Source organism: Pseudomonas sp. SF2 (assembly GCF_036858055.1).
Lineage (GTDB): Bacteria > Pseudomonadota > Gammaproteobacteria > Pseudomonadales > Pseudomonadaceae > Aquipseudomonas.
Window position 1 is genome coordinate 1 of the sequence record NZ_JAMBDI010000014.1, and the last position, 14,314, is coordinate 14,314.

General features: G+C 63.5%; 16 protein-coding genes. 9 read left to right on the forward strand and 7 right to left on the reverse strand.

Going from position 1 to position 14,314, the window contains the following annotated elements:
- Positions 1-176 precede the first annotated feature (176 nt).
- Positions 177-1,376: a tyrosine--tRNA ligase gene (gene tyrS / locus M2S36_RS09535; protein WP_333957062.1), complete on the reverse strand. Its 1,200-nt coding sequence runs from the start codon at positions 1,374-1,376 to the stop codon at positions 177-179.
- Positions 1,377-1,589: 213 nt separating this feature from the next.
- Here tyrS and M2S36_RS09540 point away from each other — a divergent pair, with 213 nt between their 5' ends.
- On the forward strand, positions 1,590-3,011 hold the full coding sequence (locus M2S36_RS09540; RefSeq protein ID WP_333957063.1) for a peptidoglycan DD-metalloendopeptidase family protein: 1,422 nt from the start codon (positions 1,590-1,592) through the stop codon (positions 3,009-3,011).
- Between the two features lie 4 nt (positions 3,012-3,015).
- Entirely contained in the window at positions 3,016-4,107 is a 1,092-nt protein-coding gene (locus tag M2S36_RS09545; protein ID WP_241106194.1) for an anhydro-N-acetylmuramic acid kinase, read from the forward strand.
- 59 nt (positions 4,108-4,166) lie between these two features.
- Here M2S36_RS09545 and erpA read toward each other — a convergent pair whose 3' ends face one another.
- Both erpA and argC read right to left on the reverse strand, forming a co-directional pair.
- On the reverse strand, positions 4,167-4,517 hold the full coding sequence (gene erpA / locus M2S36_RS09550; protein ID WP_015268740.1) for an iron-sulfur cluster insertion protein ErpA: 351 nt from the start codon (positions 4,515-4,517) through the stop codon (positions 4,167-4,169).
- Positions 4,518-4,663: 146 nt separating this feature from the next.
- The gene (argC, locus tag M2S36_RS09555) at positions 4,664-5,698 is read right to left on the reverse strand and encodes an N-acetyl-gamma-glutamyl-phosphate reductase (protein ID WP_333957067.1); all 1,035 of its coding nucleotides are present in this window, start codon (positions 5,696-5,698) and stop codon (positions 4,664-4,666) included.
- A gap of 141 nt (positions 5,699-5,839) precedes the next feature.
- Here argC and hemJ point away from each other — a divergent pair, with 141 nt between their 5' ends.
- The 6 genes from hemJ to M2S36_RS09585 all read left to right on the forward strand — a co-directional run bounded on the left by hemJ (position 5,840) and on the right by M2S36_RS09585 (position 10,266).
- On the forward strand, positions 5,840-6,265 hold the full coding sequence (gene hemJ / locus M2S36_RS09560; protein ID WP_207834258.1) for a protoporphyrinogen oxidase HemJ: 426 nt from the start codon (positions 5,840-5,842) through the stop codon (positions 6,263-6,265).
- A 28-nt stretch (positions 6,266-6,293) separates the two neighbouring features.
- Positions 6,294-7,250, forward strand: coding sequence for an NAD(P)H-dependent flavin oxidoreductase (locus M2S36_RS09565; RefSeq protein ID WP_241106193.1), 957 nt, complete (start codon positions 6,294-6,296; stop codon positions 7,248-7,250).
- 67 nt (positions 7,251-7,317) lie between these two features.
- Entirely contained in the window at positions 7,318-8,100 is a 783-nt protein-coding gene (locus M2S36_RS09570) for an SDR family NAD(P)-dependent oxidoreductase (RefSeq protein ID WP_207834254.1), read from the forward strand.
- 63 nt (positions 8,101-8,163) lie between these two features.
- Positions 8,164-8,502 carry a histidine triad nucleotide-binding protein gene (locus tag M2S36_RS09575; RefSeq protein ID WP_063914599.1) on the forward strand — a complete coding sequence of 113 codons (339 nt, stop codon included), beginning with the start codon at positions 8,164-8,166 and terminating at the stop codon, positions 8,500-8,502.
- Positions 8,503-8,567: 65 nt separating this feature from the next.
- Positions 8,568-9,215, forward strand: coding sequence for a 2-polyprenyl-3-methyl-6-methoxy-1,4-benzoquinone monooxygenase (gene coq7, locus M2S36_RS09580; protein ID WP_025337477.1), 648 nt, complete (start codon positions 8,568-8,570; stop codon positions 9,213-9,215).
- Between the two features lie 10 nt (positions 9,216-9,225).
- Entirely contained in the window at positions 9,226-10,266 is a 1,041-nt protein-coding gene (locus M2S36_RS09585) for a DUF2157 domain-containing protein (RefSeq protein ID WP_333957073.1), read from the forward strand.
- 39 nt (positions 10,267-10,305) lie between these two features.
- Here M2S36_RS09585 and M2S36_RS09590 read toward each other — a convergent pair whose 3' ends face one another.
- Positions 10,306-10,728 carry an OsmC family protein gene (locus M2S36_RS09590; protein ID WP_004376171.1) on the reverse strand — a complete coding sequence of 141 codons (423 nt, stop codon included), beginning with the start codon at positions 10,726-10,728 and terminating at the stop codon, positions 10,306-10,308.
- Positions 10,729-10,920: 192 nt separating this feature from the next.
- Here M2S36_RS09590 and crp point away from each other — a divergent pair, with 192 nt between their 5' ends.
- Positions 10,921-11,565: a cAMP-activated global transcriptional regulator CRP gene (gene crp, locus M2S36_RS09595; protein WP_207834250.1), complete on the forward strand. Its 645-nt coding sequence runs from the start codon at positions 10,921-10,923 to the stop codon at positions 11,563-11,565.
- Here crp and M2S36_RS09600 read toward each other — a convergent pair.
- From M2S36_RS09600 to trpD, 3 genes are all read right to left on the reverse strand, one after another.
- Entirely contained in the window at positions 11,562-12,266 is a 705-nt protein-coding gene (locus M2S36_RS09600) for a lipoate--protein ligase family protein (protein ID WP_207834244.1), read from the reverse strand. The genes crp and M2S36_RS09600 overlap by 4 nt on opposite strands.
- 165 nt (positions 12,267-12,431) lie before the next feature.
- Positions 12,432-13,265: an indole-3-glycerol phosphate synthase TrpC gene (trpC, locus tag M2S36_RS09605; RefSeq protein ID WP_063914595.1), complete on the reverse strand. Its 834-nt coding sequence runs from the start codon at positions 13,263-13,265 to the stop codon at positions 12,432-12,434.
- Positions 13,262-14,311, reverse strand: a complete 1,050-nt coding sequence (gene trpD / locus M2S36_RS09610) for an anthranilate phosphoribosyltransferase (protein WP_013970609.1) — start codon at positions 14,309-14,311, stop codon at positions 13,262-13,264. The genes trpC and trpD overlap by 4 nt, the downstream gene beginning before the upstream one ends.
- Positions 14,312-14,314: the final 3 nt, after the last annotated feature.

Sequence of the window (14,314 nt, forward strand, 5' to 3'; positions counted from 1 at the left end):
GGCGCTCGATCTCATAGGCGCCAGAGGAGCAAAGACAGGCACCCCCACAGCCAATACCCTCTCAAGACAGGCCCATAGCCGCCCTGACGCACCCCACAACCAAAAGCCAAACCCCAAAAACAAAACGGGGAGGCCTACCGGCCTCCCCGCTTCTATATAGCTACACCCAAAGCCAATCACTCAGCCTTCAAGGTAACCCGCGCAAACGACTTCTTGCCCGCCTGGCACACATGCGTCGCACCCAGCGCAAACATGAAATCGCGATCAACCACCACACCATCAACCTTGACCGCACCACCACTCAGCAAGTCCCGCGCCTGCGCCGAGTTCTTCACCAGGCCAGCCCGGTTCAGCACGGCAGCAATCGGCAGGCTTTCCGCCGCAGCCACTTCGACTTCCGGCAGGTCTTCCGGCAGCTCACCTTCCTTCATACGGTTACCCGCAGCGCGGTGAGCATTGGCCGCAGCCTCCTCACCATGGAAGCGCGCAACGATCTCTTCGGCCAGCTTGATCTTGATGTCCCGCGGGTTGGCGCCATTGGCAACATCGGCACGGAACTGCTCGATCTCTTCCATCGAACGGAAGCTCAGCAGCTCGAAGTAGCGCCACATCAACGTATCCGGGATCGATACCAGCTTGCTGTACATCACCCCCGGCGCTTCCTGGATACCTACATAGTTACCCAGCGACTTGGACATCTTCTTCACACCGTCGAGCCCTTCGAGCAGCGGCATGGTCACGATGTTCTGCGCTTCCTGGCCATAGGCGCGCTGCAGTTCGCGCCCCATCAGCAGGTTGAACTTCTGGTCAGTACCACCCAGCTCGACATCCGCCTTCAGCGCCACCGAATCATAGCCCTGCACCAGCGGGTACAGGAACTCGTGGATGGCGATCGGCTGGTTGGTGGTGTAGCGCTTGTCGAAATCATCGCGCTCGAGCATGCGCGCCACGGTGTACTGCGACGCCAGACGAATGAAGTCGGCCGGGGTCAGCTTGTCCATCCAGGTGGAGTTGAACGCGACCTCGGTCTTGGCCGGGTCGAGGATCTTGAACACTTGCTGCTTGTAGGTCTCGGCGTTTTCCAGCACCTGCTCGCGGGTCAGCGGCGGGCGCGTGGCGCTCTTGCCGCTCGGGTCGCCGATCATGCCGGTGAAGTCACCGATCAGGAAGATGACCTGGTGCCCCAGATCCTGGAACTGGCGCAGCTTGTTGATCAGCACCGTGTGCCCAAGGTGCAGGTCAGGCGCGGTCGGGTCGAAGCCGGCCTTGATGCGCAGAGGTTGGCCGCGCTTGAGCTTCTCCACCAGTTCCGACTCGACCAGTACTTCTTCCGCACCGCGCTTGATAAGCGCCAGCTGCTCTTCAACCGACTTCATAGACAAACCCGCAAGGCTCAGATTCAGGGGGAGCCAACCATACAAGATCGGCCGTCAATTACAAGTTTCGCAAAGGAATGTGACCCGAACACAGGCTTGCGGCGTCTACGCGCCCTTGCGTGAAAATGGATTTGGTTATATTTTATACAGTTATTTCATCTTCATCATGTCATTCATCTTTTCCATTTCACCTTTTTCAAAGTCACCTTGCCCATGACCAACGAACCGCCTAAAGCGCCCCCGCTTTATCCGAAAAGCCATCTGTTGGCCGCCAGCGGCATCGCCGCCCTGCTCAGCCTGGCCCTGCTGGTGTTTCCCTCCAGCGAAGTGGAAGCCAAGAAAACCACCCTCAACCTCGAGCTGGAGAGCCCTGCCGAGCAGTTGAAGGACGAATCCCGCGCTGCGCCCCTGGTGCAGGCAGAAACCGAGCAAAGCTCGCCATTCGCCCAGATCGAAGACGCCGCCCCCGAGACCCAGAAGGCCGAACAGGAGGCGCCTGCTGCCGAACCGGTCGTCGAAGCCGCCAAGGAACCCAGCCACCGCGAAGTCACCGTGGCCCGTGGTGATACGCTGTCCACCCTGTTCGCCAAGGTCGGCCTGCCGACCAATGCGGTGCATGACCTGCTGGCCAGCAACAAGCAGGCCAAGCAGTTCAGCCAGCTCAAGCACGGCCAGGTACTGCAGTTCGAGCTCGACAAGGATGGCCAGCTGGCCAGCCTGCACAGCAAGGTCAGCAACCTCGAAACCATTCGCCTGACCAAGACCGCCAAGGGCTACACCTTCAACCGCGAAATCAGCAAGCCGGTAATGCGTACCGCCTACGCCCACGGCGTGATCAAAAGCTCGCTGTCGGCCTCGGCCCAGCGCGCCGGCCTGTCCCACAGCATGACCATGGACATGGCCCGCGTGCTGGGTTACGACATCGATTTCGCCCAGGATATTCGCCCGGGCGACGAATTCGACGTGGTCTACGAGCAGAAAGTGATGGACGGCAAGGTGGTCGGCACCGGCAACATCCTGTCCGCACGCTTCACCAACCGCGGCAAGACCTACACCGCCGTGCGCTATACCAACAAGCAGGGCAATACCAACTACTACACCGCCGATGGCAACAGCCTGCGCAAGGCCTTCATCCGTACCCCGGTCGATTTCGCCCGCATCAGCTCACGCTTCTCCGCCGGCCGCAAGCACCCCATTCTGAACAAGATCCGCGCCCATAAAGGCGTCGACTATGCCGCCCCACGCGGCACGCCGATCAAGGCAGCCGGTGACGGCCGCATCGAACTGGCCGGGCGCCGCGGTGGTTATGGCAACACCGTGATCATCCAGCACGGCAACCGCTACAAGACGCTGTACGGCCACATGCAGGGCTTTGCCAAGGGCATCAAGACCGGCAGCTTGGTCAAGCAGGGCCAGATCATCGGTTACATCGGCACCACCGGCCTGTCCACCGGACCGCACCTGCACTACGAGTTCCAGGTCAACGGTGTACACGTCGACCCGCTGAGCCAGAAAGTGCCGATGGCCGACCCGATCGCCAGGAACGAGCGCCAGCGTTTCCTGCAGCAGAGCCAGCCCCTGATCGCCCGCATGGATCAGGAAAAGGCCACCCTGCTCGCAGCGAACAAGCGCTAAGCCCATGGCGCTCTACCTGGGGGTGATGTCCGGTACCAGCCTCGATGGCCTGGACATTGCCCTGATCAAACAAGGCGAGCAGCTCGAACTGCTCGCCACCCACTACCTGCCCATGCCCGGCGACCTGCGCCAGGAACTGCTGAGCCTTTGCAGCAGCGGTCCTGACGAGATCGCCCGCGCCGCACTGGCAGAAAACCGCTGGGCCAGCCTGGCAGGCGAAGGCATCCGCCAACTGTTGGCCAGGCAAGGGCTGCAGGCCGATGCCATCCGTGCCATCGGCAGCCACGGCCAGACCATCCGCCACGAACCAGCACGCGGTTTTACCGTGCAGATCGGCAACCCGGCGCTGCTGGCCGAGCTTACCGGTATCAGCGTGGTCGCTGACTTCCGCCGTCGCGATGTGGCGGCCGGTGGCCAAGGTGCGCCACTGGTGCCGGCCTTCCATGAAACCCTGTTCAGCCACCTCGGCCAGCGCCTGGCCATTCTCAACGTGGGCGGCTTCAGCAACCTCAGCCTGATCGAACACGACAAGCCGGTCCACGGCTTCGACTGTGGCCCGGGCAATGTGCTGCTGGATGCCTGGATCGAGCGCAAGCGCGGCCAGGCCTACGATGCGGATGGGGCGTGGGCTGCCTCGGGTGTGGTGCAGCCCGACTTGCTCAGCGCACTGCTGGCCGACCCGTTCTTCGCCGGCAGCGGCCCGAAGAGCACCGGCCGCGAAGTGTTCAACCTGCCTTGGCTGGATGGCCACCTGGCCCGCTTGCCCGCTTACCGCGACGAGGACGTGCAGGCGACATTGCTGGAGCTGACCGCACGCAGCATCATCGACTCGCTGAGCAACGCCCAGCAAGATACCGAAGCGTTGCTGGTCTGCGGTGGCGGTGCGCGCAACGGCGCCCTGATGGCGCGCCTCGGCCAGTTGCTGCCCGACGCCCGTGTCGCCAGCACCGGTGCCCATGGCGTGGACCCGGACTGGGTCGAAGCCATGGCCTTCGCCTGGCTGGCCCACTGCTGCCTGGAGGGCATCGCCGCCAACCGCCCTAGCGTGACAGCGGCCAAGGGCCTGCGTGTACTCGGCGCAATCTATCCGGCCTGAGCGCTACGCCAGAAAGCAAAACGCCGCGCAATTGCGCGGCGTTTTCGTATAGCCTGGCCTCAGATCGAGAACGACGAGCCGCAGCCGCAGGTGGTAGCAGCATTCGGGTTCTTGATTACGAAGCGCGAACCTTCCAGGCCTTCCTGGTAATCCACTTCGGCGCCAGCCAGGTACTGGAAGCTCATCGGGTCGACCACAAGGGAAACACCCTCGCGCTCAACGATGGTGTCGTCTTCGGCCACGTCTTCATCGAAGGTGAAGCCGTACTGGAAGCCCGAGCAGCCGCCACCGGTGACGAACACGCGCAGCTTCAGACGATCGTTGCCTTCCTCGGAAACCAGGTTCTTCACCTTTTGTGCAGCGCCGTGGGTGAATTCCAAAGCCGTGGGGGTGAAGGTTTCGACGCTCATGTTGATTCTCCCGGCGCGGTAGCCGCCATAAAACTCGATGACGCGCATTATCCGCTTTCCCGAGAAAATCGGTCAAGAATTGTGCGGCTTTAGTCGCGACATACAAAAAGGCCCGCACGACGCGGGCCTTTTCGAACGCTGGCTGCTTACGGCAGCAAGCCCGCGTGGGACAGGCCCATGCGCTCGTCCAGGCCGAACAGGATGTTGAGGTTCTGCACCGCCTGGCCGGACGCGCCCTTGACCAGGTTGTCGATCACCGACAGTACGACTACCAGGTTACCACCCTGCGGGCGATGAACGGCAATGCGGCAGACGTTGGCGCCGCGCACGCTGCGGGTTTCCGGGTGGCTGCCCGCCGGCATCACGTCGACGAACGGTTCATCGGCGTAGCGCTTCTCGAACAGCGCCTGCAGGTCGACCGAGGTGTCGGCGACGGTAGCGTACAGGGTCGCGTGAATGCCACGGATCATGGGCGTCAGGTGTGGCACGAAGGTCAGGCCGATATCCTTGCCAGCGGCCAGGCGCAGGCCCTGGCTGATCTCCGGCAGGTGGCGGTGGCCCTTCACCGCGTAGGCTTTCATGCTTTCACCGGCTTCGCAGAACAGCGAACCCACCGCCGCACCACGGCCAGCGCCGCTGACGCCCGACTTGCAGTCGGCGATCAGGCGCGACGGGTCGGCCAGGCCAGCTTCCAGCAGCGGCAGGAAGCCCAGCTGGGTGGCGGTCGGGTAGCAACCCGGCACTGCGATCAGGCGCGCCTGGCGGATCTTCTCGCGGTTGACTTCAGGCAGGCCGTACACCGCGTCCTTGAGCAACTCTGGCGCACCGTGCGGCTGGCCGTACCACTTGCCCCACTCGGCGGCGTCCTGCAGGCGGAAGTCGGCCGACAGGTCGATCACCTTGGTACCGGCCGCCAGCAGCTCGCCGGCCAGGGCATGGGCTACACCGTGCGGGGTGGCGAAGAACACCACGTCACAGGCGGCCAGGGTCTTGCTGTCCGGCACGCTGAACGCCAGCCCGTCATAGTGGCCGCGCAGGTTCGGGTACATGTCCGCCACTGCAACGCCCGCCTCGGAGCGCGAAGTGATGACCGCCACCTCGGCCTGTGGATGCTGTGCCAGCAGACGCAACAGTTCGACGCCGGTGTAACCCGTGCCGCCGACGATACCGACCTTGATCATAACGCTTGCCCCTTATCAACGAGCCGTCTGGAAAGCGCACGATAATAGGGGCGCAAGGCGCCTGTAACAACTCTTCGGGTGACCCTTCGGGCGCTTGACCACTACTATCTGACGACCGTGTATACCTGAAGGAACTCCCCCATGCTTTACCTATGGATCAAAGCGCTGCATATCGTCAGCGTGGTCTGCTGGTTCGCCGGCCTTTTCTACCTGCCGCGGTTGTTCGTCTACCACGCCCAAAGCCAGGACAGCATCAGCCAGGAACGCTTCGTGACCATGGAGCGCAAGCTGTTTCGCGGCATCATGAACCCGGCGATGATCGCCACCTACGTGTTCGGCGCGTGGATGCTCTACCTCACACCCGGCTGGCTCAGCCAGGGCTGGCTGCATGCCAAGCTGACCCTGGTCATCCTGCTGACCGTCTACCATCACATGTGCGGCGCCCAGCGCAAACGCTTCGCCAGCGGCAGCAACACCCACGGCCACGTCTACTATCGCTGGTTCAATGAAGTACCCGTGCTGTTCCTGCTGGGTATCGTAATTCTGGTGGTGGTCAAACCGTTCTGACATAGCCACTCGCTCAAGGAGCCTTGCCATGTCGCTACCTGCCTCCCTCGAACAACGCCTGCGCCTGCCCGTGGTTGCCGCACCGATGTTCCTGATCTCCAACCCCAGGCTGGTATTGGCCTGCTGCGCCAGCGGCGTGGTCGGCAGCTTCCCGGCCCTAAACCAGCGTGACAGCGCCGGTTTCAAGGCCTGGCTGGAGGAAATCGAGACAGGCATGGCGCAATTGCAGGCGCCAGCGCCCTATGCCGTGAACCTGATCGTCCACCCGACCAACCCGCGCCTGCAGGCCGACCTGGCGTTGTGCGTGGAACACCGCGTGCCGATCGTCATTACCAGCCTGGGCGCGGTGAAGGAAGTGGTCGATGCCGTGCATGGCTACGGCGGCCTGGTGTTCCACGATGTCACCACCCGCCGCCATGCCGAGAAAGCCGCCGAAGCCGGTGTCGATGGCCTGATCGCCGTCGCCGCCGGCGCAGGCGGCCATGCCGGCACCTGGAGCCCGTTCGCCCTGGCCGCGGAAATTCGCCAGTTCTTCGACAAGACCCTGCTGCTGGCCGGCTGCCTCAACCACGGCCACGAGATCCTCGCCGCGCAAATGCTGGGTGCGGACCTTGCGTACATGGGTACCCGCTTCATCGCCACCGCAGAAAGCCAGGCCCCGGGCGCCTACAAGCAGATGCTGCTCGATGCCCATGCCGCCGACATCATCCACACCCCGGCGGTGTCCGGCGTGCCTGCCAGCTTCCTGCGCCCGAGCCTGGAGCAGGCTGGCTATGACATGAACGCTCTCAAGAGCGGCCACGAGCAAGGCAAGCTCAAGCCGATCGACGACGAAGCCAAGGCCTGGAAGACCGTGTGGTCGGCGGGCCAGGGGGTCGGCGGTATCGACGACCTGCCCAGCGCCAGCGCGCTGATCGGCCGGCTGCATGACGAGTACCGGGACGCCCTGGAACGCTGCCAGGCCCTGCGCGCGCGGACCTTGTAGCAAAAGGCAACACCTTGCCCGGCCAAGCTGTACACTAGGCGCCCTCTTCAGCCCCCAGGAGCCTTGCATGACCCGTTACGCCATGATCACTGGTGCTTCCAGCGGCCTGGGCCTGGCCCTGGCGGAAGCCCTGGCGCGGCGCGGGCGCAACCTGATCCTGGTGGCACGCCAGCGTGAAACGCTGGAGCCGGTGGCCATCGAGCTTACCCAACGCTTCGGTGTCGAGGTGCTGTTCCGTGCCTGCGACCTCAGCCAGCCGCTGCGCCTGTCGGGCTTCGTGCTGGAGCTGGAAGAAGGCGAGCGGCGCATCGACCTGCTGGTCAATTGTGCCGGCCTGCGCACCTACGGGCCATTCCTGGCCCATGAGTGGGCCGACGAGCAGGACCTGCTGGAAGTCAACGTGCTGGCCCTGAGCCGCCTGTGCCACGCCATCGGCAACCTGATGGCCGTGCAGGGCGGCGGGCAGATCCTCAACGTCGCCGGCCTGGCCGGGGTGGCGCCTGGCCCCTGGATGGCCACCTATGCCGCCAGCAAGGCCTATGTGCTGAGTTTCTCCCAGGCCTTGCGTGAAGAACTCAAGCGCACCGGCATCAAGGTTTCGGTACTGTGCCCCGGGCCGGTGCGCTCCGCGCGCCGTCGCATTCCGCGGCTGCATGGCAAACCACGCTGCCTCAGCCCTGAGGAAGTGGCTTTGTACACCGTGCGCGCGCTGGACAAGAACCGCGCACTGATCCTGCCCGGTCGGCGCAACCGCTGGCTGGCGTTCGCCCCGCGCCTGCTGCCGCGCTGGCTGGTGCGCAAGCTGGCCGGGGTCATCCACCGCCGCTATTGCCCGGTCGGCATGGAATAGCCACTGGGCGAGCGGCGCCCGGCTGAGTACACTCGGCCCGACCCTCACCATGGAGCAAGTGCTGTGGACGATTTATTCATCAAGATCATCAACCGGGACATCCCGGCGAAGATCATCTACGAGGACGACCAGGTACTGGCGTTCCACGATATCGCCCCCCAGGCGCCGGTGCATTTTCTGGTCATCCCGAAAAAGCACATCCGCACCCTCAATGACTTGACCGAAGAAGACAAAGGCCTGGCTGGCCACATCTTGTTCACCGCCCAGCGCCTGGCCAAGGAACTTGGCTGCGAGGACGGCTTCCGCGTGGTCATGAACTGCAACGAGCAGGGCGGCCAGACCGTCTACCACATCCACATGCACGTGCTTGGCCAGCGCCAGATGCACTGGCCACCGGGCTGATCCACGGCAAGCGACCCTGCCACTATTGCGGTAAACTGTCGGGCACATTCTTGCGGAGGTGCCCGATGGCTACCGAACGTCACTACTCGCCGCTCGACCGCTTGTTGCTGCAGGCCGATACCGCCATGCGCACCTTGCTGCCCTTCAGCGGCCAACCCGCCCGCCCATCGCCGGCCATCGTCCAGCCGGACGTCGACCTGGACGAGCAGCAAGCGCGCCATGTTGCCGGGCTGATGCGCATCAACCACACCGGTGAAGTCTGCGCCCAGGCGCTGTACCAGGGCCAGGCCCTGACCGCCAAGCTGCCCGAAGTGCGCAAGGCCATGGAACACGCCGCCGAGGAAGAAGTGGACCACCTGGCCTGGTGCGAACAGCGCATTCGCCAGCTGAACAGCCACCCCAGCGTACTCAACCCTTTGTTCTACGGCATGTCGTTCGGCATCGGCGCACTCGCCGGGCTGGTCAGTGACAAGGTCAGCCTGGGCTTCGTCGCTGCCACCGAGCACCAGGTCTGCAAGCACCTCGACGAGCACCTGGAGCAGATCCCGCAGGAAGACGAAAAATCCCGGGCCATCCTCGAGCAAATGCGCATCGATGAGGAACAGCACGCCGAGTCTGCGCTGGAAGCCGGCGGATATCGCTTCCCCGCCCCGGTTCGCTTTGGCATGAGCCTGTTGGCCAAGGTCATGACCAAGAGCACCTACCGTATCTGAAGGCATCACCATGACGGACCGTTTCGACGCCAAGGACCTGGCGCGCGCCGTGCAAGCCGGCATTCTCCAGCCGGGCCAGGACCAGGCCCTGCTGGCGTTCCTGCGCCAGCAACCGGCACAGCGTGGCAGCTTCCAGCTGGCCCATGTCGCTTTCTACTTCGGCGCCATGCTGATCATGGCAGCCATGGGCTGGTTGCTCACCGAAGCCTGGATGCGCATCGGCGACTGGGCGCTGCTGGTCATCGCCAGCCTCTATATTCTGCTGCTCACGCTGTTCGCCGTTAACCTGCAACGGCGCGTACAGCCCGTCGCGGCCGGGGTGCTGGCGGCGGTGGCGGTCAGCATCGTGCCGTTGGCGGTGTTCGCCATCGAACGGCTGGCCGGCTGGTGGCCGATGGATGATGCGCAGGCGAACTATCACCAGTACTACACCTACGTGCAGGGCGGCTGGCTGGCAATGGAAGCGGCCACGATGCTTGCCGGGTTGTTGATGCTGCGGCTGATCCCCTACCCGTTCATCGTCATGCCGATTGCCGTGGCCTTGTGGTTCATGTCGATGGACCTGAGCGAATGGTTCTTCGGCTCGCCATTCAGCTGGGAGCAACGCCGCGAGGTTTCGTTGTGGTTCGGGCTGGGGTTGCTGGTGGTGTTCGTCGGGGTGGATGGTCGCACCCGCGAAGACTACGCCCACTGGGGCTACCTGGCCGGGCTGGCGGCATTCTGGGGCGGGCTGACGCTGATGGACAGCGGCAGCGAGTTGGGCAAGGCCCTGTACTGCCTGATCAATATTGTACTGATGGGCATGGCGGTGCTGTTACGTCGGCCGGTGTTCATGGTGTTCGGGGCGCTGGGCGTGGCGGCTTACCTGGGGTACCTGTCGTACGAGGTGTTTGCCGACTCGCTGCTGTTCCCGCTGGTGGTGACCCTGATCGGGCTTGGGGTTATCGGGCTGGGGCTGGTTTACCAGAAGCGGCGGGAGCGGTTGAGCCGGGTGATGCGGGGCTGCTTGCCGGGATGGGTGCGGGCTGCACTGCCGGCGCTTCGCAGCTGAAATTGTCGGGGCTGCGTTGCAGCCCCAAAAATCCGGGGCTCAACCCAGCTCTACAATCTCGTACCCGTGGGTAATCTCTACCCCGGCACGCTCGAGCATGATCGAAGCCGAGCAATACTTCTCCGCCGACAGCTCCACCGCACGCTTGACCTGGGCCTCTTTCAGCCCACGCCCCTTCACCACGAAGTTCATGTGGATCTTGGTAAACACCTTCGGGTCTTCGCTGGCACGCTCGGCCTCCAGGAAAGCCTCGCAGCTTTCCACTGCCTGGCGCGACTTCTTCAGAATGCTGACCACGTCAAAGCTGCTGCAGCCACCCAGGCCCAGCAACAGCATTTCCATCGGGCGCACACCCAGGTTGCGGCCGCCGGCCTCGGGCGGGCCGTCCATCACGACGACATGGCCGCTCCCCGATTCGCCGAGGAACATCGCCTCACCGGCCCACTGGATACGTGCCTTCATCTACCCGGACTCCTGATATTCGAAAAAGGGTGTCAGCTTAGACCTTGTATGGCTGCGGGAAAAGTACGAGTCGTGTCGGTTTAGTACCGAAACATCCTGTAGTGTCTGATAAGCTGGCGCCAAATGACTGGCGCACACCGCCAGCCAACCTTTATAAAAAGGCCTATGCGTCGTATCGAACAGGATTTCGTGATGGTTGCCTCTGCCCTACCCGCCAAGATCAAGAACATCGACAAGCTGCTGGCGCACTGCCAGCGTCGCCGCTATACCGCCAAAAGCAACATCATCTGCGCCGGCGACCGGGCCGAGACATTGTGGTTCATCATCAAGGGATCGGTCACCATCCTCATCGAGGACGACAACGGCCATGAAATGATCATCGCCTACCTCAACAACGGTGACTTCTTCGGCGAGCTGGGCCTGTTCGAACCGGTCGAGGGTGAACAACAGCGCAGTGCCTGGGTGCGCGCCAAGACCGAATGCGAAGTAGCCGAAATCAGTTACGAGAAGTTTCGCGAACTGGCCCGCCAGGACCCGGAAATCTTGTACGCCCTGGGCAGCCAGATGGCCCAGCGCCTGCGCAACACCACGCGCAAGGTCGGCGACCTGGCTTTCTTCGACGTTACCGGGCGCGTCGCCCGTTGCCTGCTGGAGCTGTGCAAGCAACCCGACGCCATGACCCACCCCGACGGCATGCAGATCAAGATCACCCGTCAGGAAATCGGCCGTATCGTCGGTTGCTCCCGGGAAATGGTCGGCCGCGTCCTCAAGGACCTTGAAGAGCGCAGCCTGGTGCAGGTCAAAGGCAAGACCATGGTGGTCTACGGTACCCGCTAGTCCTTGGGCAGGTCGGCCAGCACCTTGGCATAGGCCTGCGACAGCCGCTCGAACCAGGGCGCCGCGGGCGCCACTTCGTGCAGGGCGATGTGCGCATCGGCGCGGCAGCGCTGCTCCAGCTCGCAGCACTCGTTGAAGCGGTTGACCGCCGCCACCATCGACTCACGCTCGTTATCCAGCAGCAGCGCACCGTGCACCAGCACCACCGGGCGTTTGCCGCCCAGCCCCTGGCGCCAGCGTTGGGCAGTGCCCACCAGCTTGCGGCCATTGAGGTTGACGTTGTAGCGGCCATCGCAGAAAGCGCCGTCGATTTCGCCCACCGACGCCACCCCGCCCCACTCGCGCAGCACATCGCACAGCGGCAGGCACAGGCGCTCGTAGGCGTTCTCGATACGGCCGTGGTCGCCTTCACTGCGGGGGGCGACATAGACCAGGGCAACGTTCACCGTCGAATGAGACTGCGGCACCGGCTCACCACCGGTTTCGCGTAGCAGCACCGGCCAGCCGGCGATTGCCAGCTCCGAGCAGGCGGCTTCAAAGTTTTCCAGTCGGCTCATGCGCCGAGGCATGACCAGGGCGTGGTCGGTCGGGCGCCAGAACAGCACGCCACTGTCGCGTTCGCCGCGGCAGACGGCGGCCAGCAGTTCCTGTTCGGCGTGCAGGCCTTGTTCTACGGTCAGGGCCAGGGGTTGATCGGTCATTGATCCACCTATGTCGTTTTTACCGGCCTCTTCGCGGGCTCGCCCGCTCCCACAGGGATTCCACAGATGCCAAAGGCAGTGATCATCCTGTGGGAGCGGGCGAGCCCGCGAAGGGGGCATGGCAGGCATACAAAAAAGCCGGCGACAATGCCGGCTTCGCTTCGATCAGTCCAGTTGCTGAACAGTCTTCTTCACCTGATCCGGGAAGAACAACCGCTGCAGCTCAAGCCCTGGCTGCTCGGCGCGCATGAACGCCTCACCCACCAGGAACGAGTAGACCTCGTTGATCGCCATCAGCTCCACATCGGCCCTGTTCAAGATACCGCTCTCGGTAATCGCCAGGCGATCACGCGGAATACGCGGCAGCAGGTCGAGGGTGGTTTCCAGGCTGACCTCGAAGGTGTGCAGGTTACGGTTGTTCACCCCCACCAGCGGTGTATCCAGGGTTTTCAACGCACGCTCCAGCTCATCGCCATCGTGCACTTCCACCAGCACGTCGAGGCCGACATCCTTGGCCGTGGCCGCCAGTTCGGCCATTTTCACGTCATCCAGCGCCGACACGATCAGCAGCACACAGTCCGCGCCCAGGGCCCGGGCTTCAACGATCTGGTACGGGTCTACCATGAAGTCCTTGCGGATCACCGGCAGCGACACCGCCGCGCGGGCCTGCTGCAGGTACTCGTCGGCACCCTGGAAGTAATCCACATCGGTCAGCACCGAAAGGCAAGTCGCCCCGCCCTTCTCGTAGCTGACGGCAATTTCCGCCGGCACGAAATGCTCGCGAATCACGCCCTTGCTCGGCGAAGCCTTCTTGATTTCGGCAATTACCGCCGGCTGCTTGCGCCCGGCTTGCTCGATCAGGGCCTTGGCAAAGCCACGCGGGGCATCGGCAGCCTTGGCCAGGCCCTCCAGTTCGGCGAGGCTGACGCGCGCACTGCGCTCGGCCACTTCCTGGAACTTGCGGGCAATGATCCTTTCCAGCACCGTCGGCACACTCATGCTTCGTTCTCCACCTTGAATACTGCAGTAAAGGCACCCAGCTCCTGCAGCTTCTCCCAGGCCAGCCCGGTGTGCAGTACGTCGTGGGCCAGTTCCACACCGGCTTTCAGGCTCATGGCATGGTCAGCGGCATACAGCGCCGCGCCCGCATTGAGCACGATCATCTCGGCGGCCTTCTGGCCGTTCTCGGTCTTGCGTCGGCCCAGCGCATCGCGGATCAGCTCCAGCGACGCCTGGGGGTTCTCGACAGCCAGGCCGTGCAGGCTCTGGCTCTTCATGCCGAGGTCTTCCGGCTCGACCCAGTATTCGGTGATTTCGCCATTCTTCAGTTCGGCGACGAAAGTCGGCGCGGCCAGGCTGAACTCGTCCAGGCCGTCCTTGGAGTGCACCACCAGCACGTGCTTGCTGCCCAGGCGCTGCAATACTTCAGCCAACGGGCGGCACAGGGTCTGGGCGAATACACCGACCACCTGATGCTTCACTCCGGCCGGATTCGTAAGCGGGCCGAGCATGTTGAACAGGGTACGCAGCCCCAGGTCGCGACGCGGGCCGGCAGCATGCTTCATGGCCGAGTGATGGCTTTGCGCGAACATGAAGCCGATGCCCAGGCTGTCGATGCAGCGGGCCACCTGGGTGGGCGTCAGGTTCAGGTAGATGCCGGCGGCCTCCAGCAGGTCGGCACTGCCGCTCTTGCCCGATACCGCGCGGTTGCCATGCTTGGCCACGGTGCAACCCGCCGCCGCCAGGACGAACGACGAGGCGGTGGATACGTTGAAGATGTTGGCACCATCACCGCCGGTGCCGACGATATCGACCACGCCATCGAGACTTTGCAGTTCGACCTTGTCGGCCAGCTCGCGCATCACCGACACCGCACCGACGATCTCGTCGATGCTTTCGCTCTTCATGCGCATGCCCATCAGGAAGGCACCGATCTGCGCTTCGCTGCACTGGCCGGTCATGATCTGGCGCATGACGTCACGCATTTCTTCGGTGGAAAGGTCCAGCTGGCCGACGATACGGCTCAACGCACTCTTGATATCCATGTT

What these genes read in the sequence shown, in the direction of transcription:
- tyrS (WP_333957062.1), bottom strand. Translation starts at nt 1,376, where the DNA reads ATGAAGTCGGTTGAAGAGCAGCTGGCGCTTATCAAGCGCGGTGCGGAA.
- M2S36_RS09540 (WP_333957063.1), top strand. Translation starts at nt 1,590, where the DNA reads ATGACCAACGAACCGCCTAAAGCGCCCCCGCTTTATCCGAAAAGCCAT.
- M2S36_RS09545 (WP_241106194.1), top strand. Translation starts at nt 3,016, where the DNA reads ATGGCGCTCTACCTGGGGGTGATGTCCGGTACCAGCCTCGATGGCCTG.
- erpA (WP_015268740.1), bottom strand. Translation starts at nt 4,517, where the DNA reads ATGAGCGTCGAAACCTTCACCCCCACGGCTTTGGAATTCACCCACGGC.
- argC (WP_333957067.1), bottom strand. Translation starts at nt 5,698, where the DNA reads ATGATCAAGGTCGGTATCGTCGGCGGCACGGGTTACACCGGCGTCGAA.
- hemJ (WP_207834258.1), top strand. Translation starts at nt 5,840, where the DNA reads ATGCTTTACCTATGGATCAAAGCGCTGCATATCGTCAGCGTGGTCTGC.
- M2S36_RS09565 (WP_241106193.1), top strand. Translation starts at nt 6,294, where the DNA reads ATGTCGCTACCTGCCTCCCTCGAACAACGCCTGCGCCTGCCCGTGGTT.
- M2S36_RS09570 (WP_207834254.1), top strand. Translation starts at nt 7,318, where the DNA reads ATGACCCGTTACGCCATGATCACTGGTGCTTCCAGCGGCCTGGGCCTG.
- coq7 (WP_025337477.1), top strand. Translation starts at nt 8,568, where the DNA reads ATGGCTACCGAACGTCACTACTCGCCGCTCGACCGCTTGTTGCTGCAG.
- M2S36_RS09585 (WP_333957073.1), top strand. Translation starts at nt 9,226, where the DNA reads ATGACGGACCGTTTCGACGCCAAGGACCTGGCGCGCGCCGTGCAAGCC.
- M2S36_RS09590 (WP_004376171.1), bottom strand. Translation starts at nt 10,728, where the DNA reads ATGAAGGCACGTATCCAGTGGGCCGGTGAGGCGATGTTCCTCGGCGAA.
- crp (WP_207834250.1), top strand. Translation starts at nt 10,921, where the DNA reads ATGGTTGCCTCTGCCCTACCCGCCAAGATCAAGAACATCGACAAGCTG.
- M2S36_RS09600 (WP_207834244.1), bottom strand. Translation starts at nt 12,266, where the DNA reads ATGACCGATCAACCCCTGGCCCTGACCGTAGAACAAGGCCTGCACGCC.
- trpC (WP_063914595.1), bottom strand. Translation starts at nt 13,265, where the DNA reads ATGAGTGTGCCGACGGTGCTGGAAAGGATCATTGCCCGCAAGTTCCAG.
- trpD (WP_013970609.1), bottom strand. Translation starts at nt 14,311, where the DNA reads ATGGATATCAAGAGTGCGTTGAGCCGTATCGTCGGCCAGCTGGACCTT.